This is a genomic window from Pseudomonas sp. FP1762, assembly GCF_030687105.1.
Classification (GTDB): Bacteria; Pseudomonadota; Gammaproteobacteria; order Pseudomonadales; family Pseudomonadaceae; genus Aquipseudomonas; species Aquipseudomonas siliginis.
Genome location: NZ_CP117458.1, coordinates 2,615,645 through 2,639,006 on the forward strand (window position 1 = coordinate 2,615,645; position 23,362 = coordinate 2,639,006).

Below are 23,362 nucleotides of genomic sequence, written 5' to 3' on the forward strand. Positions count from 1 at the left end.
TCGATGCTGGGAGAGAACAGGTAGACACCGTATCTCGAAAGGATTGAGAACACTACCTTGTGGGAGCTGGCTTGCCAGCGATGACGGCGGCACATCCAGCATCAATATTGGCTGACCCACCGCAATCGCTGGCAAGCCAGCTCCCACAGGTTCGGAGTCAGGCACAAATCTCCCGTGGGAGCGAGCCTGCTCGCGAAAGCGTCGGCAGGGTCGCCGCGCCTAATGGCTCCAATACCGCCCAACCGCACCCCCGACTCCCTGCACCGGATCTGTCTCAGGAAACGCCAGCCCCGCAATCCGCGCCAACTGCGCATCACTCGGCGCGGCCCGGCAAATATCCGCCTGCTGCCCCGGCGGATAAGCACCCACCACTAGAAAATCCTCACTCGATCCCAGATTGCAGTGCCCGGTTCCGGCAGGCAGCAACAGCACATCCCCCGGCGCTGACGTCGACGGCTTGGCCGTCAGGCCCGCCCAACATCAACCGTGCCTGACCGGCCGCCACGCCAAGCACTTCGTGGCCTTCAGTGTGATAGTGGTGATAGTCATAAATGCCGTAGCGCCATTGCGCCGGCCAGCCATTGGCGCCGAACGTCTGCTCGAAGCGTGCCGCCGGATCGTCGCCTTCAACGGCAATCGCGCTGCGGTAGATCAGCACTGGCAGACGCGGATTGTTCGGCACCCAGTCATTGCGTTGAAGCAGCAGGGTTTGCACTTCAGTCATGGTCAATCCTCCTTCGCTCGATTTATCAGTCGACCGCAGCGCAGGGCAATCGCCTCAAAAAATCATTGCCGCGCAAACAAGGTGCCTGAGCCCATGCCCGTGCAATCCAGCGAAACTTCATCGCGCACTGGGCTGTCCAGACCCTTACATGTCCATGCAGCGGTAAATGGCGAGGGTCAAGATGACGATGACAGTTGGTGATTTTCTGGTTGAGCGGCTCAGCGAATGGGGCGTGACGCGGATTTTTGGTTATCCGGGGGATGGCATCAACGGCGTGTTCGGCGCCATGAGCCGGGCCAAAGGCAAAATCGAATTTGTCCAGGCGCGGCATGAAGAAATGGCCGCGTTCATGGCCTCGGCCCACGCCAAGTTCACCGGCGAGCTGGGCGTGTGCATCGCTACTTCCGGCCCCGGCGCTTCGCACCTGATCACCGGCCTCTACGACGCGCGCATGGATCACATGCCGGTGCTGGCCATTGTCGGTCAGCAGGCGCGCACGGCGCTGGGCAGTCACTACCAGCAGGAGCTGGATCTGGTGTCGATGTTCAAGGATGTCGCCGGTGCGTTTGTGCAGCAGGCTTCGGCGCCATCGCAAGTGCGCCATCTGCTTGATCGCGCGGTGCGCACTGCGGTCGGCGAGCGCCGCGTCACCGCGCTGATTCTGCCCAATGACTTGCAGGATCTGCCTTACGAACAACCGGCGCGCGCCCATGGCACCGCGCATTCCGGCGTCGGCTACAGCAAGCCGAAAGTCGTTCCTTATGCCGCCGATCTGCAACGCGCCGCCGAGGTACTGAACAGTGGCGAGAAAGTCGCGATTCTGGTCGGTGCCGGTGCGCTGGAGGCGACCGACCTGGTCATCGCCGTGGCAGAAAAACTCGGTGCCGGTGTCGCTAAAGCCTTGCTGGGCAAAGCGGCACTCCCCGATGACTTGCAGTGGGTCACCGGCAGCATCGGCCTGCTCGGCACCGAGCCCAGCTACAAGCTGATGAGCGAGTGCGACACCTTGCTGATGATCGGTTCGGGCTTCCCGTATTCCGAGTTTCTGCCCAAGGAAGGCCAGGCGCGCGGCGTGCAGATCGACTTGCAGCCGGACATGCTCAGCCTGCGTTATCCGATGGAGGTCAATCTGGTCGGCGACTCTGCAGAAACCCTCGCCGCGTTGCTGCCGCTGCTGGAACAGAAGACTTCGAACAAATGGCGCAAGAAGATCGAAGGCTGGCGCGGGAGTTGGGAGAAAACTCTGGAAAAACGCGCCATGGCCAAAGCCGATCCGGTCAACCCGCAACGAGTGGTCTACGAGTTGTCACCGCGCTTGCCCGAGCAGGCAATCATCACTAGCGACTCCGGCTCCTGCGCCAACTGGTTCGCCCGTGACCTGAAAATCCGTCGCGGCATGAAATGCTCGTTGTCCGGTGGCCTGGCCTCGATGGGCGCGGCGGTGCCGTATGCGATCGCGGCGAAATTTGCCTACCCGGAACGCCCGGTCATTGCCCTGGTCGGCGATGGCGCGATGCAGATGAACAACATGGCCGAGCTGATCACCGTCGCCAAATACTGGCGGCAATGGCACAGCCCGAAATGGATCTGCGCGGTGTTCAACAACGAGGATCTCAACCAGGTTACCTGGGAGCAGCGGGTGATGGAGGGCGATCCGAAGTTCGAAGCGTCGCAGAGCATTCCCGATGTGCCGTATCACCTGTTCGCGATCTCCATTGGCCTCAAGGGCATTTTTGTTGATCGTGAAGAAGAGGTCGCCGCTGCGTGGGAACAGGCACTCGCCTCGGAAGTGCCGGTGCTGATCGAGTTCAAGACCGACCCGAACGTGCCGCCGTTGCCGCCGCACATCAAGCTTGAGCAAGCGAAGAAATTCGCCACGACCCTGCTAAAGGGCGATCCGGATGAAGCCGGGGTGATTGTGCAGACCGCCAAGCAGGTGCTCGGCGCCGTGTTGCCCGGGAAGAAATGACGGTGGGCGCTTGAACGAGCCAGCGATCTTTATCGGTTGCGCCGGCTGGAGTCTCGGTCGCGAGCACTGGCCGGCATTCCCCGCCGAAGGCACGCACCTGCAACGCTACGCCGCGCGCTTCAACTGTGTGGAAATCAACAGCTCGTTCTACCGCCCGCATCGGCGCCAGACCTACGAGCGCTGGGCCTATTCGGTGGCGCCGGACTTTCGCTTCGCAGTGAAAGTGCCGAAGCTCATCACCCATGAACAGCGGCTGGCGGACAGCGCGGCCGCGCTCGATGAGTTTCTCGGGCAATGCCAGGGCTTGGGTGATCGCCTCGGCTGCTTGCTGGTGCAATTGCCACCGAAACTTGCCTTCGATGCGCCGGTGGCCGAGGCGTTTTTTCGTGCCCTGCGCGAGCGGTTCAAAGGCAGTGTGGTGCTGGAACCGCGACACGAATCGTGGACTGGCGCTGAAGCGATGCTGGTCGATCTGCAAATCGCCCAAGCGGTGGTCGATCCCTCGCGGATCAGCAGCGACACCGCGCCGGGTGGCTGGCAAGGCCTGCAGTATTGGCGCCTGCACGGCTCGCCTCGGATTTATCACAGCGCTTATGAAGCGGCCTATCTGCAACAGCTTGCCCGGAACCTGCTGCGCGCCAGTGCCGAGGGCAAACACATCTGGTGCATCTTCGACAACACCGCCAGCGGTGCCGCCACCGCCGATGCGCTGGCTTTGAAGGCGTTGATCGAAGGCGGTGAGCGCTGAACGACGACGCTCTCGTTACCCACACAAACGATCCGGCTACAGGTAAACTCCGCGCACTTTTTCAAGGAGTTCACATGAGTTACTACCAGCCGGGCATTCTCGCTACCCCTGTTCCTGCGCAAGCACGTCATCTGTTTTTCGCCCTGGCGTCGGTTGAAGCCTTGCCGCAAGCGATCGACAGCCTGCTGATGCTGGTGGATGGCAAGTCGGCGGTGGTTGGCTTTGGTGAGTCGTTGACCAAGGCGCTGAATGTCGAAATCGCTGGCCTGCGCAGCTTCCCGGCGCTGACCGGCGTTGGCGTGAATAACCCGTCGACCCAGCATGCCCTGTGGATCTGGCTGCACGGTGTTGACCGTGGTGAGCTGCTCAACCGCTGCAACGCTATCGAAGCCGCGCTGGCTCCGGCCTTGCGTCTGGTCGAGATGCAGGAAGCCTTCCGCCACATGGAGGGCCACGACCTCACCGGTTATGAGGACGGCACGGAAAACCCCCACGATGACGCCGCTGTCGCCGCCGCGCTGCTGAGCTCCGGCGCTGACGGGCTGGTCGGTGGCAGCTTCGCCGCGATCCAGCAATGGCAGCACGACCTCAAGGGTTTTCATCGCCTGTCTGCCGGGGCCAAGGACGACATCATGGGGCGGCGCTTGAGCGATAACGAAGAAATCGACGACGCGCCGATCTCCGCCCACGTGAAACGCACCGCGCAGGAAAGCTTTGCGCCGGAAGCGTTCGTCGTGCGCCGTTCGATGCCGTGGATCGAAGGCGATCGTGCCGGTTTGATGTTCCTCGCTTTCGGTTTCTCCCTCGATGCCTTCGAAGCGCAGCTGCGCCGTATGAGCGGTCTGGAAGACGGTATTGCCGATGGCTTGTACCAGATCAGCCGGCCAATCACCGGCGGCTACTACTGGTGCCCGCCGCTCAAGGACGGACGCCTTGATCTGCGCGCGCTGCGCATCGGCTGAGGACTGCATATGAACGTGGTGCGCTGGGGCATGATCGGTTGCGGTAGCGTCGCTGAACGCAAGAGCGGGCCGGCCTTTTACAAGGCGCCCGGTTCGGCACTGGTCGCGGTGATGGGCCGACGCCTCGAAGCGGTGACCGACTACGCCGCGCGCCACGGCATCAGCCGCGTTTATACCGACGTCGACGCGCTGATCAACGATCCCGAAGTCGACGCGGTGTACATCGCCACACCGCCCGACAGCCACCAGGCCTACAGCCTGAAAGTCGCCGCCGCCGGCAAGCATTGCTGCGTGGAAAAGCCCATGGCGCTCAACGCCGGGCAAAGCCGCGAGATGCAGCAAGCGTTTGCCGCTGCCGGTCTGCACTTGTTCGTCTCGTATTACCGCCGCTCGCTGCCGCGCTTCGCTCAGGTGCGGCAATGGCTGGAGGAGGGGCGCATCGGCGATGTCCGCCATCTGAGCTGGACACTGACCAAAGCACCGTCGCCGGCTGATCTTGAGGGTCGCGATAATTGGCGCACCGACCCGGCGGTGGCGGGCGGCGGCTACTTTGCCGACCTGGCCAGCCATGGCTTGGACCTGTTCCAGTATTTGCTTGGCGACATCGTTGAAGTCGCCGGTTTCACCGCGCGTCAGGCGGGTCTGTACGCGGCGGAAGATGCGGTCAGCGCCACTTGGCGATTTGCCTCCGGGGCGCTGGGCATGGGCTGCTGGAACTTTGTTGCGGACCGCCGTGAAGATCGCGTCGAGATTATCGGCAGCAAAGGGCGGATCGGTTTTTCGGTGTTTGACGAGCATCCGGTGCAGCTGTTTGCCGATGAGCAGATCAGCCTGGAAATCGCCCACCATGAGCATATCCAGTGGCATCACGTGCTGGGGATGAATGCGCATATTCGTGGTGATTCACAGCATCCCGCCGTGGCCGAGCAAGCCGTCAAGACCGATTGGGTCATGGACCGGATACTCAAACGCTGAATAGCTCACGATCCCCGGTGGGAGCGAGCCTGCTCGCGAATGCGGTGTGTCAGTCACGGGGGTAATGACTGACAGAATGCTTTCGCGAGCAGGCTCGCTCCCACAGGTCTTCCGGCGCAACACGCATCTAAGGTTATGCCCAAACAATATTTCTCAACCTCTTCATAACGTCTCTAAGATCACGTCATAACTCGTTATAACAAGTGATCCGACAATGACCGATAACGTTCTCTCCCTCAGTAGCGTTCCGCTGCACACCCAACTGCGCGACGTTCTGCGTGCGCGGATTCTCGACGGTGAATACCCGCAAGACAGTCAAATGCCTTCCGAAAGCGAACTCGGTGCGCTGTTCAAAGTCAGCCGCATCACCGTGCGCCAGGCCTTGGGCGATCTGCAGAAAGAAGGGCTGATCTTCAAAATCCATGGCAAGGGCACCTTCGTCGCCAAGCCGAAAACCTTTCAGAACGTCAGCAGCCTGCAAGGCCTCGCCGAGTCGATGACCGGGCGCGGTTATGAAGTGATCAACCGCCTGCGCAGTTTCAAATTCATTCCGGCCGACAAGCGTGTGGCCGAGCGTCTGCAGGTGGCCGAGGGTGAAATCGTCGCGCAGATCAAACGCGTGCGCCTGATCAACCGCGAGCCGATCTCGCTGGAAATCACCTACCTGCCCAAAGACGTCGGCGAGCGGCTGGAGAAGGCCGATCTGGTCACCCGCGACATCTTTCTGATTCTGGAAAACGACTGCGGCATCGCCCTCGGCCACGCCGATCTGGCCATCGATGCGGTGCTGGCCGACAGCGACCTGACCCAGGCACTCAGCGTCGAAGCGGGCTCGCCGATCATGCGCATCGAGCGCCTGACCCACGATGCCCACGGCCAGCCGCTGGACTTCGAACACCTTTATTACCGTGGCGATGCGTTCCAGTACCGCCTGCGGATCGACCGGCAAAAAGGGGAGCAGGCATGACCCGCAACGTTCTAGAACAGGAATACGACATCGTCGTGATTGGCGGCGGCACGGCCGGGCCGATGGCGGCGATCAAGGCCAAAGAGAAGAACCGCGATTTGCGCGTTTTGCTGGTCGACAAGGCCAACGTCAAGCGCAGCGGCGCGATCAGCATGGGCATGGACGGCCTGAACAACGCGATCATCCCCGGCCACTCGACGCCGGAGCAGTACACCAAGGAAATCACCATCGCCAACGACGGCATCGTCAATCAGGCGGCGGTCTACGCCTATGCGACGCACAGTTTTGAAACCATCGAACAACTCGACCGCTGGGGCGTTAAGTTCGAGAAAGACGAGACCGGTGACTACGCGGTAAAAAAGGTCCACCACATGGGCGCCTATGTGCTGCCGATGCCGGAAGGGCACGACATCAAGAAAGTCCTGTATCGGCAGTTGAAACGTGCGCGGGTGAGCATCACCAATCGCCTGGTATGCACGCGTTTGTTGACCGACGAGGAGGGCGCGATCAACGGAGTGATGGGCTTCGATTGCCGCACCGCCGACTTCCATGTGATCAAGGCCAAAGCAGTGATTCTCGCCTGCGGCGCGGCCGGACGCCTGGGTCTGCCATCGTCTGGCTACTTGATGGGCACCTACGAGAACCCGACCAATGCGGGCGACGGCTACGCGATGGCCTATCACGCCGGCGCCGAACTGGCCAATCTCGAGTGCTTTCAGATCAACCCGTTGATCAAGGATTACAACGGCCCGGCCTGTGCCTACGTCACCGGCCCGCTGGGTGGCTACACCGCCAACAACAAGGGCGAACGCTTCATCGAGTGCGACTACTGGAGCGGGCAGATGATGTGGGAATTCCATCAGGAACTGGAGAGCGGCAACGGTCCGGTGTTCCTCAAACTCGATCACCTGGCCGAGGAAACCATCCAGAACATCGAGGAAATCCTGCACAGCAATGAGCGCCCGAGCCGTGGCCAGTTCCACGCCAACCGTGGCACCGACTACCGCACGCAGATGGTTGAAATGCACATTTCGGAAATCGGCTTTTGCAGCGGCCACTCGGCGTCCGGCGTGTGGGTCAATGAGCGTGCCGAGACTTCAGTGAAAGGCTTGTATTCGGCCGGCGACATGGCTGCGGTGCCGCACAATTACATGCTTGGCGCGTTCACTTACGGCTGGTTCGCCGGGCACAACGCGGCGGAGTTTGTCGCCGGTCGCGAGTTTTCCGCACTGGACAGCGAGCAGATCGCCAAGGAGAAAGCCCGGGTCTACGCGCCGCTCGACCGCGAACACGGCCTGCCACCGGCGCAGGTGGAATACAAGCTGCGCCGCTTCGTCAACGACTACCTGCAACCGCCGAAAGTGACCAAAAAAATGCAGATCGGCCTGCAGCGCTTCAGCGACATCGAGCGCGATCTCGAGCAGATGAAGGCCAACAACGCTCACGAACTGATGCGCGCCATTGAAACCAGCGTAATCCGCGACTGTGCCGAAATGGCCGCCCGCGCTTCGTTGTTCCGCGCTGAAAGCCGCTGGGGCTTGTACCACTATCGCGTCGATCACCCGCAACGCAACGACACCGAGTGGTTCTGCCATTGCCATCTGAAGAAGGGCGAGGACGGGCGCATGACCAGTTTCAAGAAAGCCGTCGAGCCTTACATCATCCCGCTCGATGCTGAGGAAATGCAGGCCTACGACCGCCTGCGGGTCGGCGCCTGCGCCGCTTGATGCATCACTAGAAAGAGAGTCCGAACCATGGCTTATCAAGCTCAGGAAATCTTCTTCCGCTCCAACGCCCCGGTCACCGTGGACGAGGACAAATGCATCGCCGAAAAGGGCTGCACCGTGTGCGTCGACGTCTGCCCGATGGACCTGCTGGCGATCAACCCGGCCACGCAAAAGGCCTACATGGCGTTCGATGAATGCTGGTACTGCATGCCGTGCGAGAAGGATTGCCCGACGGGGGCGGTGAAGGTCGACATCCCCTATTTGTTGCGTTGACCCCAAATCCATTGTGGGAGCGAGCCTGCTCGCGAAAGCAATCGTTCATTCAACAATGATGGTGACTGACCCGCCGCCTTCGCGAGCAGGCTCGCTCCCACATTGCAATTGTGATTATCCAATAGCCATCCGGTGAGCCCCGGACGCTGAATGCAAAACACCCCTCGTTTCCCACCGCGCCCTGATCGCGGCGGAGACGAACTTCAAACAAATGATTCGAGGGGAAACACTCATGTTGCGTGCAGCACTCGCCGGTCTGGTACTGGCTTCATTCACCTTGTCGGCCTCGGCCGAAACCATCCGCATCGCCATCGGCACTCAGGACACCACCATCAACTGCGCCGCCGGCGGCCTGTTGATCAGGGAACTGGGGCTGCTGGAAAAATACCTGCCCCACGATGGCGCCTACAAAGACGCGAAGTACGACGTGCAGTGGAAGAATTTCACCAGTGGCGCGCCGCTGACCAATGAGATGGTCGCCGGCAAACTCGACTTTGGCGCCATGGCCGATTTCCCCGGTGCGTTCAACGGTGTGGCGTTCGAAACGGCGGGCAAGCACAGCCTGTTCATCAGCGTGCTGTCGGGCAGCATCAAGGGCAGCGGCAACGGCATCGTCGTGCCGAGCGCTTCGTCGGTGCAAAGCCTCAGCGAACTCAAGGGCAAGACCATTTCGGTGCCGTTCGCCTCGACGGCTCACGGCATGTTGCTGCGCGCCGTGGCAGAGCAGGGCTGGGACCCGCTCAAGGATGTCAACATCATCGCCCAGCCACCGGAAGTCGCTGGCTCGGCATTGCAGGCCGGCAAGATCGACGCCCACGCCGATTTCGTGCCCTTCGCCGAGCTGTTCCCGAGCCGTGGTTTCGCCCGCAAGATCTATGACGGCGCCCAGGCCAACGCGCCAACTTTCCATGGCGCACTGGTGGATCAGGCCTACGCGAAAAAGTATCCGGAAATCGTCGTCGCCTATTTGCGCGCGAGCATCGAAGCCAACCAACTGCTCGCCGCCGAACCGGAGAAGTACAGCGAACTGATCGCCAAGGTCACCGGGGTCGATGCCGAGGTCAACTACCTGTTCCATGGCCCGTTGGGCGTGCAAACCCGCGACCTGAGCTGGAAACCTGAATACCGCCAGGCTGTCGGTACCGCCATCGATACCTTGAAGCTGCTGAAGAAAGCCGATCGCGGTCTCGACCTGAACAGCTTCATCGACGACCAGTACATCCGCGCCGCCTTCAAGGCTGCGAACCTCGATTACACCGCGCAACTGGCCAACTACGCGCAGACGCCATTGCCGGGCGTGGATGCGGCGACGGGCAGAGCCATCACCGACGTCAGCCATGTCGCGGAAATCTGGGTGCGCGGTGAGGAAAAAGTCCGCCGTTACGGCTCGGCTGAAGCGGCGTTCACCGCGCTGGCGGGGTTGAAGCAGGAGGGCAAGAACATTCGTGCGGTGTATGCGCAGGCCAGTGACAGCGGGATCAAGTTGCTCGCTGAACAGGCGTGGTTTGCCAGCGATGCCAAGGGTCGCCTCAGCGCATTTCTGCTCAAGGGCCAGGCCCAGCACTACGCTGCGGCGCACGGTGGCAAGGTGTTCGACTTCAGCGATGCGACTGCGCAGGTTGTTGCTGCGCGCTGAGGATCAAAAGCCCCTCACCCTAACCCTCTCCCAAAGGGAGAGGGGACTGACCGAGTTGTTGGTGAGAGATACGCCGACGTGAAGTACCGAGTCGAACTGAGGTCTGCAAGCGCTGAGATCAAAAGCCCCTCACCCTAACCCTCTCCCAAAGGGAGAGGGGACTGACCGAGTTGTTGGTGAGAGATACGCCGACGTGAAGTACCGAGTCGAACTGAGGTCTGCAAGCGCTGAGATCAAAAGCCCCTCACCCTAACCCTCTCCCTGAGGGAGAGGGGACTGACCGAGTTGTTGGTGAGATACGCCGACGTTTAGTACCGAGTCGAACTCAGGTCGTGAAAAGCACGCAAATCGGCTCCCTTTCCCCCTCGCCCCCCTGGGGGAGAGGGCTGGGGTGAGGGGGTAAATCTCAGCCATCACACAGAACCCGAACTGGAAACCGGACTATGAAAACACCGTTGCGCTGGACATCAAGAGCCGCCTCACTGCTGCTCTGCCTGCTCTTCTGGCAACTCGCCGCCAGCCACGACTGGAACCTCGGCCTGGTCACCTTTGCCAACGTGCCGACGCCACTGGCGGTGATCGAAGCCGCACTGGGCCTGGGCGACTCCGGCAAACTCTGGCAGCACCTGAGCAGCAGCCTCGGCCGGGTCTTCGCCGGTTACGTGGCGGCGTTGATCCTCGGCATCGCCCTGGGCCTGGCCATCGGCCGTTCGAAATGGGCTGAAGACATTCTGCTGCCACCGCTGGAAGTCCTGCGCCCGATCCCCGCCGTGGCGTGGATTCCGCTGGCGATCCTGATGTTTCCGTCCTCGGAGTTGTCGATGGTTTTCATCACCTTCACTGGCGCGCTGTTCCCGATCCTGCTCAACACCGTGCACGGCGTCGAAGGCGTTGATCCACGCCTGATCGCCTCGGCAAAGAGCCTCGGGGCAGGGCGTCGGGCGATTCTGCTGGAAGTAATCCTGCCGGGCGCTGCGCCGAGCATCATCACTGGCCTGGCGATCGGCATGGGCACGTCGTGGTTCTGTCTGGTGACGGCGGAAATGATCTCCGGGCAGTTCGGCATCGGTTACTACACCTGGGAGTCCTACACCATTCAGAACTACGCCGACATTGTCGTCGGCATGCTCCTGATCGGCGTGTTGGGCATGGGCAGCAGTTGGCTGATCAAACGCCTGGGCGGCTTGTTCACGCCTTGGCATCGACCGCGAGGCAAAGCCTGATGAGCGTGATGCAAACCCCGGCAGGGCGGATCGACATTCGCCAGTTGTCCATCGTCCTCGGCCAGGGCCGCGAAGCCTTCGAAGCGGTGCAGGGCCTCGATTGCCAGATCGAATCCGGCCAGTTCGTGTGCATTCTCGGCCCCTCCGGTTGCGGCAAGTCGACCTTGCTCGGCGCCCTGGCCGGACACTTGAATGCCAGTACCGGCAGCTTGAAAGTCGACGGCAGCGCGGTGGCCGGCCCGTCGCCGCAGCGCGGCATGGTGTTTCAGCACCACACGCTGTTCCCGTGGCGCACGGTGCGCGACAACGTCGCCTTCGGCCTGAAGATGCGCGGGGTCGGCAAGGCTGAGCGGCATCGAGCCGCTGACGACATTCTCAAACTGGTCGGCCTCGAAGGCTTTGCCGAGCGCTGGCCCGATCAGCTCTCCGGGGGCATGCAGCAACGGGTAGAAATCGCCCGGGTGCTGGTCAATCGCCCGCGACTGTTGCTGATGGACGAACCGTTCGGCGCGCTGGATGCGCTGACCCGTTTGAACATGCAGGAACTGCTGCTGGACATCTGGACGCGCATCCGCACCACGGTGGTTTTCGTCACCCACGACATTGACGAGGCGCTGTTTCTCGCCGACCGCTTGCTGGTGATGAGCGCGCGACCGGGGCGAATCATCGAAGACTTGCCTCTGGACTTTCCACGCCCGCGTACCAGTGAACTGGTGACCAGCCCCGAGTTCGCTCGACTGAAACGCCACTGCCTCGACCTGCTGCGCCACGACAATGACCGACCGCTGCCGCGCCTCAATCCGCTCGGCCTGCCTCCTGAAAACCCTTTGCCGCGATTTGCCCTATGACCTCTATTTTTGCTGTGACCGACAACGAAGACATCCTCGCCCTGCAACCGCGCCTGACGGCTGAAGACGCTGGCGTGCGGCGCATTGCCCTGATTGATCTGGCCGATCTGGAGGAGCCGGATGGCTTGCTCTTGCTGGTTGATCGACTGCGCCAGGATCCCGCCGAGGACGTTCGCGCTGAAGCCGCACGATTGCTCGAAGCGTGGGAGGATGAAGCGGTCGTGCAAGCCTTGTGCGAAGCGCTGACGGATCCGGCGCCCGCCGTGCAATCGGCGGCGGCGCAAAGCCTGAGCCTGCTCAAGACTGCGGCGGCGGGGCGGGTCATTCTGCCGTGGACCGCACATGCCGATGTCAGTGTGCGCATCGCCGCCTTTCGGGCGTTACGCGAATTGCGCTTCGCCGAGGCCGCGTCGGCTGCCGTCGCCGCGTTGGAGGACACCGATGCCAATGTCCGTCGCGAAGCGGTCGGTGTGCTCGGCTGGCTCAAACAGCTCGACGCGCTGCCAGCCCTGGCGCGCCTGGCCAGCGACGACTCGGACACCGAAGTGCGCCGCGCCGCGACCGGCGCGCTCGGTCTGGCCAGTGGCGCCGAAGTATTGCCGGCGTTGCGCCAGGCCTTGCAAGATCAGGCTTGGCAAGTGCGCGAAGAAGCCGCGACCACGCTGGGCAAGGTTGGCCACAGCGACGCCGGCCCGGCCTTGGTCGAAGCGCTGAGCGATGATTACTGGCAAGTGCGCCTGCGCGCCACTCGCAGCCTCGGCCGCTTGCGCTTCGTCCCGGCGCTGGACGCGCTGATCGACACCCTCGGCCACCGCATCAGCAATCTGCGCAAGGAAGCCGCGCTGGCCCTCGGTGAATTGAACGATCGCGGCGCCGTGGCCGCGTTACAGGCGGCGCAGGACGACGGCGACCCGGAAGTGCGCAAAGCCGTGCGCATCGCGTTGAGTCAGCTGCAATGAATCCGCTGTCGGTGGGCAACTCGCAGAGTGAGCGCACGTTACACCTGAGCTGGCCGGACGGGCGCGAATCGCTGCTCAAGCATGCCGATCTGCGCCGGCAATGCCCTTGCTCGCAATGCCGCGCATTTCGCCTGCGCGGTGTCACGCCGCTGGTTGATGATCGCGTGCGCCTGATCGAACTCAACCCGCAGGGTTATGGTGTGCAACTGGTGTTCAGCGACGGGCATCAACGCGGGATTTATCCGTGGGAGTACCTGGCGCAACTGAATTCCTGAATTTTCCTGGCCCCCTGTGGGAGCGAGCCTGCTCGCGAAGGCGTCGGCACATTCACATCATCGTCGCCTGACACTACGCTTTCGCGAGCAGGCTCGCTCCCACAGGGACTGTGTTCACAGATTGATCCGATTGCAGCTCCCTGCGTCGGCATGCGCCGACTGGCGGTTCTTGTCAGGAAATTCCCACAGGAGTACAAATGTACTCCATGACTAATCTGACTCCCCGCCGTACCGCCATTCTGACCTTTATCCGCGATCGCATCGCTGAGCACGGTCAGCCCCCAAGCCTCGCTGAAATCAGCGAGGCTTTTGGTTTTGCCTCGCGCAGCGTGGCGCGCAAGCATGTGCTGGCGCTCACCGAAGCCGGTTTCATCGAGGTCAATCCGCATCAGGCCCGGGGCATTCGTTTGCTCGGCCAGCCATCGCGTCCGGAGCTGCTGGAGATCCCCGTACTCGGTCGTGTGGCCGCCGGCGCGCCGATTGGCGCCGATGCCGATATCCATAACCGTTTGCTGCTCGACCCGGCGCTGTTCTCCCGCACCCCGGATTACATGCTGCGGGTGCAGGGCGACTCGATGATCGAGGACGGCATCCTCGACGGCGATCTGGTCGGTGTACGGCGCAATCCCGAGGCGCTGAACGGCCAGATCGTCGTTGCGCGTCTGGACGGTGAAGTCACCATCAAACGCTTCGAACGGGTCGGGGATGAAGTGCGCCTGCTGCCGCGCAACCCGGCGTACAAGCCGATTGTCGTGCGTGATGATCAGGATCTGGCCATTGAAGGCGTGTTCTGTGGTCTGGTGAGGCAAGGCTGATGGGCGCCGTCGTTGCGTTGGATACGCTGTTCAATGGCGGCCAGGTCTGGCGCGGCAGGCCTGCGCCACCGGCGGCGAGTCCGCAGCCGACCGGGCATGCGGGACTGGACGCAGCTCTGCCCAGCGGCGGCTGGCCGGAAGCGGCGCTGAGCGAAATCCTTCTCGCCGGCCCTGGTGTCGGCGAGCTGCAACTGGTCTGGCCAACCCTGGCGCGATTGTCCGCGGCCGGTGAGCGCATCGTGCTGGTGGCGCCGCCGTTCGTGCCGTACCCGCAGGCCTGGGCCAATGCCGGGGTCGATTTGCGCCAGTTGTCGGTGATTCAGGCCAGCGAACGCGATGCCTTGTGGGCGGCGGAGCAGTGTCTGCGCTCGGGCAGTTGCGGCGCGGTGCTGTGCTGGCCGAACAAGGCCGATGACCGAGCCTTGCGGCGTTTGCAGGTAGCGGCGGAAACCGGCCAGACCCTGGCCTTTGCCTGGCGCCCGTTGAGCGAGGCGGTCAACCCGTCACCGGCAGCGTTGCGCATAGCCATCGATGCCAAACCGGCGCAACTCCGCGTACTCAAATGCCGTGGCGGGCTGGCGCGTGCGGCGCCGATTGCCTTTGCCGTGGGGCACTGATCGTCATGCGCTGGGTATGTATTCTCTTTCCGCAACTGGCCCTCGACGCTGTGCTGCGTCAGCGGCCCGACCCTGAAGAGCCGTTGGTGCTGCTCAGCGGTCCGGCCCAACGCCGAGTGCTGCAAGCGGTAAATCCGGCGGCGCGCAAACTCGGCCTGCGCCCCGGCATGTCGATGACCGCCGCGCAAGCCATGAGCAAAGGCTTTGCCACCGCCGATTACGAGGTGGCCGAGGTCGAGCACTGGCAGCAGTTTCTCGCCGCGTGGGCCTATCGCTTCAGCGCGCAGGTCAGCGTGCATTACCCGCGTACCGTGGTGTTCGAGATCGAATCCAGCCTCGGACTGTTCGGTACCTGGCCGCAATTTGAAGCTCGCCTGCGCCAGGAATTGAAAGATCTGGGCTTTCGCCATCGCATCGTCGCCGCGCCGAACCCGGTGGCGGCACGAGTGCTGGCCAATGCCTACGATGGCCTGGTGGTGCCGGACAGCGAAGCCTTGCAGCATCATCTCGGGCAATTGCCGGTTGATCGTGTGGGGCTGGAGCCGAATGTCGCCACGGCGTTGTCGCGCATGGGCCTGCGCAATCTCAGTCAGGTGCAAAGCCTGCCACGCCAGGCACTGGCCCGGCGTTTCGAAGCGCAGATGCTCAAGCACCTCGACACGCTGTTCGGCGCACGCCCGCTGGCGCTGGCGTTCTATCTGCCGCCAGACCGTTTCGATATCCGCATCGAACTGAATTTCGACGTGCAATCCCATCAAGCCTTGCTGTTCCCGTTACGGCGCTTGACCGGCGACCTGTCGGCGTTCCTCTGTGGGCGCGACAGTGGCGTGCAGCGTTTTGACCTGCATCTGGAACACGCAGGGCTGCCGGACACGGTGATCAAGGTCGGCCTGCTCAGTGCCGAGCGTGACGCGGCGATGCTGTTTGAACTGGCCCGTGGCCGGCTGGAGCAAGTCCAGGTCGAGGCGCCGGTGCGTGGTTTTCGCTTGCGCGCCGAAGACCTGCCGAGTTTCGTTCCGCAGTATCAGGAACTGTTCGACGACCGCCCGCAGCAGACCTTGCCCTGGGAGCAATTGCGCGAACGTCTGCGCGCACGGCTGGGTGATGACGCCGTGCAGGGCTTGCGCTTTCAGGCCGATCATCGCCCCGAGTGCGCATGGCAGAACGCTGCCGATAAACACCTTTGCACAGGTTTGCCCAGCGTCCAGCGCCCGGGCTGGCTGCTCAACGAACCGCAGAGCGTGCCGGAAGGTTCGGCGCGGATTCTCATGGGGCCGGAGCGCATCGAATCCGGTTGGTGGGACGGTGGCGACGTGCGGCGTGATTACTACCTGATCCAGAACCGCGCCGGTCAGCAGGGCTGGGCCTGGCGCGCTGTGGGTGAGGGCGGCCCGCTGTGGCTGCAAGGCTGGTTCGCATGAGTGCCGATTACGCCGAACTGCATTGCCTGTCGAATTTCAGTTTCCAGCGCGGTGCCTCCAGCGCGCTGGAGCTGTTTCAGCGGGCGAAAAAGCACGGCTATCAGGCGCTGGCGATCACCGACGAATGTACCCTGGCCGGCATCGTTCGTGCGTGGCAAGCGGCAAAGTCCGTCGAGTTGCCGCTGATCATCGGCAGCGAGGTGCGCATCGACAACGGCCCGAAACTGGTACTGCTGGTGGAAAACCTTGCTGGTTATCAGGCCCTGTGCGGCTTGATCACCCAGGCCCGGCGGCGTACGCAGAAAGGGCAGTATCAGCTGCTGCGCGAAGACTTCGCCGAAGCGCTGCCGGGTTTGCTGGTGTTGTGGGTGCCGGATTCAGTGGATGACCGGGAAGAAGGGTGCTGGCTGAAACAAACCTTCGGCGACCGCCTGTGGCTCACGGTGCAACTGCATCGCGGGCAGAACGATCAGCAGCGGCTCGCGGCATTGTTGGCTCTGGCGGCTGAGCTGCAGATTCCAGCCGTGGCCAGCGGCGATGTGCACATGCATACCCGGGGGCGCCGTGCCTTGCAGGACACCATGACCGCGATCCGTCATCACGTCCCCGTGGCCGAAGCGGGTTTGCGCCTGCATCCCAATGGCGAGCGGCATTTGCGTTGCCTCGATGAGCTGCGCGCACTGTATCCGCCGGACTTGCTTGAAGCGTCGCTAAAACTGGCCAGACGCTGCACCTTCGATCTGAGCGAGCTGCGCTATCAATATCCGAAAGAGCTGGTGCCCGAGGGCCACAATGCCAGTTCCTGGTTGCGTCATCTGACCGAGGAGGGCATTGCCTGGCGCTGGCCGAAAGGGCCTCAGGCCAAGGTGCTCAAGCAGATCGATGACGAGCTGCAATTGATCGCCGAACTCGGCTACGAAAGCTACTTCCTCACCGTGCACGACGTGGTGCGCTTTGCCCGCACGCAGAACATCCTCTGTCAGGGCCGTGGTTCGGCCGCCAACTCGGCGGTGTGTTTTGCCTTGGGCATCACCGAGATCGATCCGGATCGTACTACGCTGCTGTTCGAACGCTTCATGTCCAAAGAGCGCAACGAGCCGCCGGACATCGATGTCGATTTCGAGCACGAGCGCCGCGAGGAAGTCCTGCAATACGTGTTCAACCGTTATGGCCGGCGGCGTGCGGCGCTGACCGCGGTGGTCAGCACCTATCACGCCACCGGTGCCGTGCGCGATGTGGCCAAGGCCCTCGGCCTGCCACCGGATCAGATCAACGCGCTGGCCGATTGCTGCGGGCGCTGGAGCGATGAAACGCCGCCGCTGGAACGTTTGCGCGAAGGCGGCTTCGACCCGGACAGTCCGGTGCTGCGCCGGGTGCTGAGCCTGACCGGGCAACTGATCGGCTTCCCCCGGCACCTGTCGCAGCATCCCGGCGGTTTCGTGATTTCCGAGCAACCGCTGGACACCTTGGTGCCGGTAGAAAACGCGGCAATGGCCGACCGCACCATCATCCAATGGGACAAGGACGACCTCGATGCGGTCGGCCTGCTCAAGGTGGATATTCTCGCCTTGGGTATGCTCAGTGCGATTCGCCGCTGCTTCGACCTGCTGCGCCGGCATCGTGATCTGAACCTGACACTCGCGACGATTCCACCTGAAGACAAACCGACCTACGAAATGATCAGTCGCGCCGATACCGTCGGCGTGTTCCAGATCGAGTCGCGGGCGCAGATGTCGATGTTGCCGCGCCTGAAGCCAAAGACTTTCTACGATCTGGTCATCGAAGTGGCGATTGTCCGTCCCGGGCCGATTCAGGGCGGGATGGTTCATCCGTATCTGCGCCGACGTAATAACGAAGAGGCGGAAACCTATCCGTCGCCGGCGCTCGAAGTCGTACTCAAAAGAACCCTGGGCGTGCCGCTGTTTCAGGAACAGGTCATGCAGATCGCCATCGTCGCTGCCGACTACAGCCCCGGTGAGGCCGATCAACTGCGCCGTTCCATGGCCGCGTGGAAGCGCCATGGCGGACTGGAGCCGCACAAGGAGCGCCTCGCCGCCGGCATGAAAAAGAACGGCTACACACCGGAATTCGCTGCGCAGATCTTCGAGCAGATCAAGGGCTTCGGCAGTTACGGCTTCCCCGAATCCCATGCCGCCAGTTTCGCTTTGCTGACCTACGCCAGTTGCTGGCTCAAGTGTCACGAGCCGGCGGCGTTCGCCTGCGCATTGATCAACAGTTGGCCGATGGGCTTTTACAGTCCGGACCAGATTCTGCAGGACGCGCGGCGGCACCAATTGCAGATCCGTCCGGTGGACGTGCGCGCCAGCGACTGGGATTGCAGCCTCGAGCCGCTGAGTGCCGGGCAACCGGCGATTCGCATGGGCCTGCGCATGATCAAGGGTTTTCGCGAAGAGGACGCACGGCGCATCGAAGCCGCGCGCCGACACGGGGCGTTTGCCGATGTCGCTGACCTGGGTGAGCGCGCCGCCGTCGACAGTCGTGCGCAGGCCTTGCTGGCAGACTCCGGCGCTTTGCGCGGTCTGGCCGGGCACCGTCATCGTGCGCGTTGGGAAGTGGCCGGGGTGCAGAAACAACTCGGCCTGTTCGCCGGCCTGCCCAACGAAGAGGAAGTCAAAATCGTCCTGCCCAAACCCAGCGTTGGCGAAGACCTGCATGCTGATTACGCCACGGTGGGGACGACGCTGGGGCCGCACCCGTTGGCATTGCTGCGTGGCGAGTTGCAGGCCCGGCGTTGCCGCAGCTCGCGGGAATTGATGGATATCGAACATGGCCGGCCGGTCAGCGTGGCCGGTCTGGTCACCGGCCGACAGCGCCCCGGTACGGCCAGCGGCGTGACGTTCGTGACCCTGGAAGACGAGTTCGGCAACGTCAACGTGGTGGTCTGGCGTGACCTGGCCGAGCGTCAGCGCCAAGTGCTGGTGGGGTCGCAATTGCTCAAGGTCGACGGCCGCTGGGAACGCGAAGGCGATGTGCGCCACCTGATCGCCGGGCGCATGAGCGACCTTAGCCCGCTGCTCAACGGCATTCACGTGCAGAGCCGGGATTTCCACTGATCAAACACCCACGCTTGCGTCAGCGATCAATCCGTCAAGACGAGTGTCGAGCGACTCACTACAACCGGGCGCAATCTCGCATCTGCATCGGTTTGGGTGGCTCACCAACTTGAGCGCTTCCTAACGGATCATCAGCGGTCACAGGGTGAAATTGTCCCGCCCTTTGATAGAAAAGCTGCCCGACTTGATGATTGCACTGGCGGAACCGGGCCCATTGGATTCAAAGGAGAAGCTACCTTCATAGAGTTCCCGTTCGTGATCAAAGGACAGACTAACCGAGCCACTGTCAGCGTTGTACGTCTGAAATAAGGTTTCAGCGCCATCGGCCCGCATTTTCCACCATGTGGCAGAGTACTTCCCATCCTTGATGGCATGGGTGCCACTGACCATGTCGGGATTGAACACCATCTCAATGCCTCTGATGACGGTGTTTCCTTGTTCATCTTCAATTGTCTGAACGGCGCTGAGGGTCAGGCGCAGTTTTTTATCGGTGGTGTAATAGTCATAAGCGAAGTTGAGTCCATCGGCAGTGAACGCCGGTTCACCTATTACATCAGTGGAAACCGTACCGGAGGAAGGATTGGTTCTGGTTTGTGGGAGAACGTGTTCCGTCAGCATGTGCAGCTCCTTGGCAACGGGTGCCGTTTATACGAATCGGTCCAGCAACATATCTCCAACCTATGCTGACAGTAGCCGGTCGTAAACTGTCAAACCTGACAGTTGACAACCCCTTGCTGATCGTTTGAGCAAAGTGTGGTTTAGCCGAATGACGAAGCAGGAAATAGATGTAGAGTCATCAGTGACTGACCCTTGCAGGAGCGAGCCTGCTCGCGAATGCGGGCTGTCAGGCAATGACGATGTCGAACGTGTCGCCGCCTTCGCGAGCAAGCTCGCTCCCACAGGGAATTTGGTTGCGATGAAGTTGGTGGATTTACCCCGTATCAGTGTGGGAGCGAGCCTGCTCGCGAAAGCGCAGTGTCAGGCAATGACGATGTCGAACGTGCCGCCGCCTTCGCGAGCAGGCTCGCTCCCACAGGTTTTGGCTGTTTATCCAAAATCGAGATAAATCAAAAGGCTGCACCTTTGGGCCGAAGGCAGATATTCTGCGCTTCACACCGGTACGGGAACCCGATCAACTCCATGGCCAGCCACTGCCAGGATGAATTGCCCGACGCCAAAGGAGTGTTCGAATGAGCGAAAAGAAACTGGAAACCACGGTCGATCGCGTCTACCAAGGGGTTTACGCGGCGATCAGCAAGCGTTCGTTGCGCCCGGGCATGAAGCTGGGTGAGGCCTCGCTGGCCGAGTTGTTCAATGTCAGCCGCACGTCGGTGCGTGCTGCGCTCAAGCAGTTGGAAGCCGATGGTCTGGTCACCACTGAGCCCAACAAAGGTGCATCGGTGTCGCTGCCCAGTGACGCAGAGCTGCGTTCGCTGTTCGAAACCCGGCGGCTGATCGAAATCGGCATCGTCACCGAACTTTGCCGGCGCAAAGACAGCGTTGCCATGCAGGATCTGCGTGAGCACTTGTTGCTGGAGGATGCCGCCCATGCGGCCGGCGACCATGAACGGTTGATCCATCTCCTCGGCGAGTTCCACCTCAAACTGGCGCGCAGCCTGAACAATCCGGTGCTGCTCGACTGGTTCCAGAAGCTCATCTCGCGCGCTTCGCTGTATGCCGCCGCGCTCGATGACGACAGTCATCAAGCCTGCCGCGACGATGAACACCTGCGTTTGCTCGAGTACATCGAGGCCGGTAATCAGAGCGCCGCGATCGAGCTGACCTGCACGCACCTCAACGGAATCGAGAAGGCGATTCTCGACGTTGCTGCAAAAATGAAAACCGGCTATCACCCACTCAAACACTTGATTGGCGTCTGAATGGCCCTGTGTCGCAAATCGGCTATACCTCCAATGAAACCAATGCGTTTTCAGGGCCTCGAAACACACGGGCGTCGCGTCGTTGTAGGGTTGCGATAGATCGGAAAACCGCAAAAAAGGACACTGAGTCAGGCGATGCAGTTTTTATCCGAAAGCCACGGCTGTGAGGGCTGGAAAGGCGAAATGGCCGGACGCATCCGTGCGTTCGACTGGAGCCTCACCGAACTGGGTCCGCTCGCCGACTGGCCGGCCAGCCTGTGTAACACCGTGCAGCTGATGCTGGCTTCGCCGCTGCCGATGGTGATGCTCTGGGGCCATGCCGGCTACATGATCTACAACGACGCCTACTCCGAATTCGCCGGTGGCCGCCATCCCTATCTGCTTGGCGTGCCGGTAGAGCTGGGCTGGCCGGAAGTCGCCGAATTCAACCGCCACGTCGTTGACACTTGCCTGGCCGGCGGCACCTTGTCCTATCGCAACAAAGAGCTGGTATTGCTGCGCGACGGCGTGCCCGAAGACGTCTGGATGGACTTGTATTACAGCCCGGTGGCCAACGACGAAGGCGTGCCCGGCGGCGTCATGGCGATGGTGGTCGAAACCACCGAACTGGTGCATTCCGAGCGCCTGCGTCAGGCGGCCGAAGATGCCTATCGCGCCGACAACGAGCGCGTGCGTCTGGCGCTGAATGCCGGCGCACTGCTGGGCTCGTTTGTCTGGGACATCAAGAACAATCGCTTCTCTGCTGACGAACGTTTCGCCCGCACCTTTTCCTACCCGCCGGATCAGGACCTGAGCGATCTGCAACAAGACATCGCCGAATCGCGCATCCATCCCGAAGATCATCGGTGGGTGCAGGAGCGAGTTGCCCATAGCGTGCGCACTGGCGAGCCGTACAACGCTGAATACCGCGTGCAGCGGGCCGACGGCCAGTACCTGTGGGTGTTGGCCAGTGGTGCCTGCGAGTTCGATGAGCAAGGCAAGCCGTTTCGCTTTCCCGGTGTGCTGATCGACATCCATGAGCGCAAAAACGCCGAAGAATCACTGCTCAAATTCACCCGTAATCTCGAACAGCGCGTGGCCACCGAAGTGAATGCGCGGCTGGCAGCCGAGGAACAACTTCGCCAATCGCAGAAGCTCGAAGCCATCGGCGGCCTGACCGGTGGCGTTGCCCACGACTTCAACAATCTGCTGCAAGTCATCGCCGGCAACCTGCATCTGCTCGCCCGACATGAGCCCAACAATGCCAACGTACAACGCCGGGTCGTGGCTTCGCTGGCGGCGGTCGAACGCGGTGCCAAACTGTCTTCGCAATTGCTCGCATTTGCCCGGCGGCAACCGCTGTCACCGGCCGTGTGCAACCCTGAGCAGATTTTCGAAGGCGTCGGCGAATTGCTCCAACGTGCATTGGGCGAAACCATTCAGATCGACGTGCAACTGCCGCCGCAGCCTTGGCACATCAACGTCGACCGCAACCAACTGGAAAACGCGATTCTCAACCTGGCCATCAACGCCCGCGACGCGATGAAGGGCGAGGGCGTTATCGGCCTCAGTGCCGCCAATGTCTGTCTGGACAGCGAATACTGCGTCGGCAAGGGCATCGCGTCCGGTGAGTATGTGCGCGTGGCGGTCACCGACACCGGCGTGGGCATTGCCCCACAAATGCTGGAACAGGTTTTCGAACCGTTCTTCACCACCAAGGCCGACGGGCAGGGCACTGGCCTCGGTCTGAGCATGGTCTTTGGCTTCGTCAAACAGAGTGGCGGTCACGTCGAGATCGACAGCAAGCTCGGCGAAGGCACGCGGGTGCAGTTGTATTTCCCGCGCAGTCGGCGTCCGGTTCGTGAAGAGACCGCCAGTGTCGGCGAGCGCAAGAGCGGCGGCCACGAAACCATTCTGGTGGTGGAAGACAATGACGCGGTGCGCGCTTCGGCGGTCGAGTTGCTGCGCGAAGAAGGCTATCGGGTGATGACCGCCGGCAATGGCGACGTGGCCATGCAGATGTTGCTGGAAGGCATCGAGATCGATCTGATTTTCACCGACGTGGTCATGCCCGGCCTGATCAAGAGTTCCGATCTAGCTGCCTGGGCCAAGGTGCAGACGCCGCCAGTGCCGGTGCTGTTCACTTCCGGGCATACCCGCGACATCATTTCCCGCGACCACCAGCTCAGCCCCGATACGCATCTGCTCGGCAAACCCTACAGCCCGCAAGCCTTACTGCAGATGATTTGCGAGGTGCTCGGCACCTGATGCCGAGCGCTGCCCAGTTTTT

19 protein-coding genes and 1 pseudogene are annotated in these 23,362 nt (G+C 62.0%); 18 read left to right on the forward strand and 2 right to left on the reverse strand.

The window, feature by feature from the left end; genetic code table 11:
- Nucleotides 1–219: 219 nt before the first annotated feature.
- Nucleotides 220–724, reverse strand: a pseudogene (locus tag PSH90_RS11580) (cupin).
- A 181-nt stretch (nt 725–905) separates the two neighbouring features.
- Between PSH90_RS11580 and PSH90_RS11585 the strand changes: the two are divergent.
- From PSH90_RS11585 to PSH90_RS11660, 16 genes are all read left to right on the forward strand, one after another.
- A complete protein-coding gene (locus PSH90_RS11585; protein WP_305382821.1) occupies nt 906–2,693 on the forward strand; it encodes a thiamine pyrophosphate-requiring protein in 1,788 nt (595 codons plus the stop codon).
- Nucleotides 2,694–2,703: 10 nt separating this feature from the next.
- Entirely contained in the window at nt 2,704–3,441 is a 738-nt protein-coding gene (locus PSH90_RS11590; RefSeq protein ID WP_305382822.1) for a DUF72 domain-containing protein, read from the forward strand.
- Nucleotides 3,442–3,515: 74 nt separating this feature from the next.
- Nucleotides 3,516–4,403 carry a Dyp-type peroxidase gene (locus tag PSH90_RS11595; RefSeq protein ID WP_076563227.1) on the forward strand — a complete coding sequence of 296 codons (888 nt, stop codon included), beginning with the start codon at nt 3,516–3,518 and terminating at the stop codon, nt 4,401–4,403.
- A 9-nt stretch (nt 4,404–4,412) separates the two neighbouring features.
- Nucleotides 4,413–5,378, forward strand: a complete 966-nt coding sequence (locus PSH90_RS11600; RefSeq protein ID WP_305382823.1) for a Gfo/Idh/MocA family protein — start codon at nt 4,413–4,415, stop codon at nt 5,376–5,378.
- A gap of 214 nt (nt 5,379–5,592) precedes the next feature.
- Nucleotides 5,593–6,345 carry a GntR family transcriptional regulator gene (locus PSH90_RS11605; RefSeq protein ID WP_056785156.1) on the forward strand — a complete coding sequence of 251 codons (753 nt, stop codon included), beginning with the start codon at nt 5,593–5,595 and terminating at the stop codon, nt 6,343–6,345.
- On the forward strand, nt 6,342–8,072 hold the full coding sequence (locus PSH90_RS11610) for a fumarate reductase/succinate dehydrogenase flavoprotein subunit (protein WP_305382824.1): 1,731 nt from the start codon (nt 6,342–6,344) through the stop codon (nt 8,070–8,072). Before PSH90_RS11605 ends, PSH90_RS11610 begins: the two co-directional genes overlap by 4 nt.
- 27 nt (nt 8,073–8,099) lie before the next feature.
- Nucleotides 8,100–8,345, forward strand: a complete 246-nt coding sequence (locus tag PSH90_RS11615; RefSeq protein WP_003225615.1) for a ferredoxin family protein — start codon at nt 8,100–8,102, stop codon at nt 8,343–8,345.
- A 211-nt stretch (nt 8,346–8,556) separates the two neighbouring features.
- Complete coding sequence (locus PSH90_RS11620) at nt 8,557–9,981, forward strand: ABC transporter substrate-binding protein (RefSeq protein WP_305382825.1); 1,425 nt, start codon at nt 8,557–8,559, stop codon at nt 9,979–9,981.
- A 443-nt stretch (nt 9,982–10,424) separates the two neighbouring features.
- Nucleotides 10,425–11,204 carry an ABC transporter permease gene (locus PSH90_RS11625; RefSeq protein ID WP_305382827.1) on the forward strand — a complete coding sequence of 260 codons (780 nt, stop codon included), beginning with the start codon at nt 10,425–10,427 and terminating at the stop codon, nt 11,202–11,204.
- Nucleotides 11,204–12,052, forward strand: a complete 849-nt coding sequence (locus PSH90_RS11630; protein ID WP_305382828.1) for an ABC transporter ATP-binding protein — start codon at nt 11,204–11,206, stop codon at nt 12,050–12,052. The genes PSH90_RS11625 and PSH90_RS11630 overlap by 1 nt, the downstream gene beginning before the upstream one ends.
- Entirely contained in the window at nt 12,049–13,011 is a 963-nt protein-coding gene (locus tag PSH90_RS11635) for a HEAT repeat domain-containing protein (RefSeq protein ID WP_076563220.1), read from the forward strand. The genes PSH90_RS11630 and PSH90_RS11635 overlap by 4 nt, the downstream gene beginning before the upstream one ends.
- Nucleotides 13,008–13,286 (forward strand): DUF971 domain-containing protein, encoded by a 279-nt coding sequence (locus PSH90_RS11640; protein ID WP_305382830.1) that lies wholly within the window; start codon nt 13,008–13,010, stop codon nt 13,284–13,286. The genes PSH90_RS11635 and PSH90_RS11640 overlap by 4 nt, the downstream gene beginning before the upstream one ends.
- Before the next feature lie 197 nt (nt 13,287–13,483).
- A complete protein-coding gene (lexA, locus tag PSH90_RS11645) occupies nt 13,484–14,101 on the forward strand; it encodes a transcriptional repressor LexA (protein ID WP_041478675.1) in 618 nt (205 codons plus the stop codon).
- Nucleotides 14,101–14,718, forward strand: coding sequence for a translesion DNA synthesis-associated protein ImuA (imuA, locus tag PSH90_RS11650; RefSeq protein ID WP_041478676.1), 618 nt, complete (start codon nt 14,101–14,103; stop codon nt 14,716–14,718). Before lexA ends, imuA begins: the two co-directional genes overlap by 1 nt.
- 5 nt (nt 14,719–14,723) lie before the next feature.
- Nucleotides 14,724–16,139: a DNA polymerase Y family protein gene (locus PSH90_RS11655; protein ID WP_041478677.1), complete on the forward strand. Its 1,416-nt coding sequence runs from the start codon at nt 14,724–14,726 to the stop codon at nt 16,137–16,139.
- Nucleotides 16,136–19,213 carry an error-prone DNA polymerase gene (locus tag PSH90_RS11660; protein ID WP_305382832.1) on the forward strand — a complete coding sequence of 1,026 codons (3,078 nt, stop codon included), beginning with the start codon at nt 16,136–16,138 and terminating at the stop codon, nt 19,211–19,213. The genes PSH90_RS11655 and PSH90_RS11660 overlap by 4 nt, the downstream gene beginning before the upstream one ends.
- 138 nt (nt 19,214–19,351) lie before the next feature.
- On the opposite strand, the gene PSH90_RS11665 is transcribed toward PSH90_RS11660, so the two are convergent.
- Entirely contained in the window at nt 19,352–19,831 is a 480-nt protein-coding gene (locus PSH90_RS11665; protein WP_305382833.1) for a hypothetical protein, read from the reverse strand.
- A gap of 572 nt (nt 19,832–20,403) precedes the next feature.
- On the opposite strand from PSH90_RS11665, the gene PSH90_RS11675 reads away from it, so the two are divergent.
- On the forward strand, nt 20,404–21,093 hold the full coding sequence (locus tag PSH90_RS11675) for a GntR family transcriptional regulator (RefSeq protein ID WP_016774461.1): 690 nt from the start codon (nt 20,404–20,406) through the stop codon (nt 21,091–21,093).
- A 135-nt stretch (nt 21,094–21,228) separates the two neighbouring features.
- The gene (locus PSH90_RS11680) at nt 21,229–23,340 is read left to right on the forward strand and encodes an ATP-binding protein (protein WP_305382835.1); all 2,112 of its coding nucleotides are present in this window, start codon (nt 21,229–21,231) and stop codon (nt 23,338–23,340) included.
- Nucleotides 23,341–23,362 lie beyond the last annotated feature (22 nt).

Bases quoted from the DNA above. Each gene is read 5' to 3' on its own strand.
- PSH90_RS11630 (WP_305382828.1), top strand. From the start codon at position 11,204: ATGAGCGTGATGCAAACCCCGGCAGGGCGGATCGACATTCGCCAGTTG.
- PSH90_RS11605 (WP_056785156.1), top strand. From the start codon at position 5,593: ATGACCGATAACGTTCTCTCCCTCAGTAGCGTTCCGCTGCACACCCAA.
- PSH90_RS11655 (WP_041478677.1), top strand. From the start codon at position 14,724: ATGCGCTGGGTATGTATTCTCTTTCCGCAACTGGCCCTCGACGCTGTG.
- PSH90_RS11680 (WP_305382835.1), top strand. From the start codon at position 21,229: ATGCAGTTTTTATCCGAAAGCCACGGCTGTGAGGGCTGGAAAGGCGAA.
- PSH90_RS11660 (WP_305382832.1), top strand. From the start codon at position 16,136: ATGAGTGCCGATTACGCCGAACTGCATTGCCTGTCGAATTTCAGTTTC.
- PSH90_RS11640 (WP_305382830.1), top strand. From the start codon at position 13,008: ATGAATCCGCTGTCGGTGGGCAACTCGCAGAGTGAGCGCACGTTACAC.
- PSH90_RS11600 (WP_305382823.1), top strand. From the start codon at position 4,413: ATGAACGTGGTGCGCTGGGGCATGATCGGTTGCGGTAGCGTCGCTGAA.
- PSH90_RS11585 (WP_305382821.1), top strand. From the start codon at position 906: ATGACGATGACAGTTGGTGATTTTCTGGTTGAGCGGCTCAGCGAATGG.
- imuA (WP_041478676.1), top strand. From the start codon at position 14,101: ATGGGCGCCGTCGTTGCGTTGGATACGCTGTTCAATGGCGGCCAGGTC.
- PSH90_RS11620 (WP_305382825.1), top strand. From the start codon at position 8,557: ATGATTCGAGGGGAAACACTCATGTTGCGTGCAGCACTCGCCGGTCTG.
- PSH90_RS11610 (WP_305382824.1), top strand. From the start codon at position 6,342: ATGACCCGCAACGTTCTAGAACAGGAATACGACATCGTCGTGATTGGC.
- PSH90_RS11675 (WP_016774461.1), top strand. From the start codon at position 20,404: ATGAGCGAAAAGAAACTGGAAACCACGGTCGATCGCGTCTACCAAGGG.
- PSH90_RS11635 (WP_076563220.1), top strand. From the start codon at position 12,049: ATGACCTCTATTTTTGCTGTGACCGACAACGAAGACATCCTCGCCCTG.
- lexA (WP_041478675.1), top strand. From the start codon at position 13,484: ATGTACTCCATGACTAATCTGACTCCCCGCCGTACCGCCATTCTGACC.
- PSH90_RS11595 (WP_076563227.1), top strand. From the start codon at position 3,516: ATGAGTTACTACCAGCCGGGCATTCTCGCTACCCCTGTTCCTGCGCAA.
- PSH90_RS11615 (WP_003225615.1), top strand. From the start codon at position 8,100: ATGGCTTATCAAGCTCAGGAAATCTTCTTCCGCTCCAACGCCCCGGTC.
- PSH90_RS11625 (WP_305382827.1), top strand. From the start codon at position 10,425: ATGAAAACACCGTTGCGCTGGACATCAAGAGCCGCCTCACTGCTGCTC.
- PSH90_RS11665 (WP_305382833.1), bottom strand. From the start codon at position 19,831: ATGCTGACGGAACACGTTCTCCCACAAACCAGAACCAATCCTTCCTCC.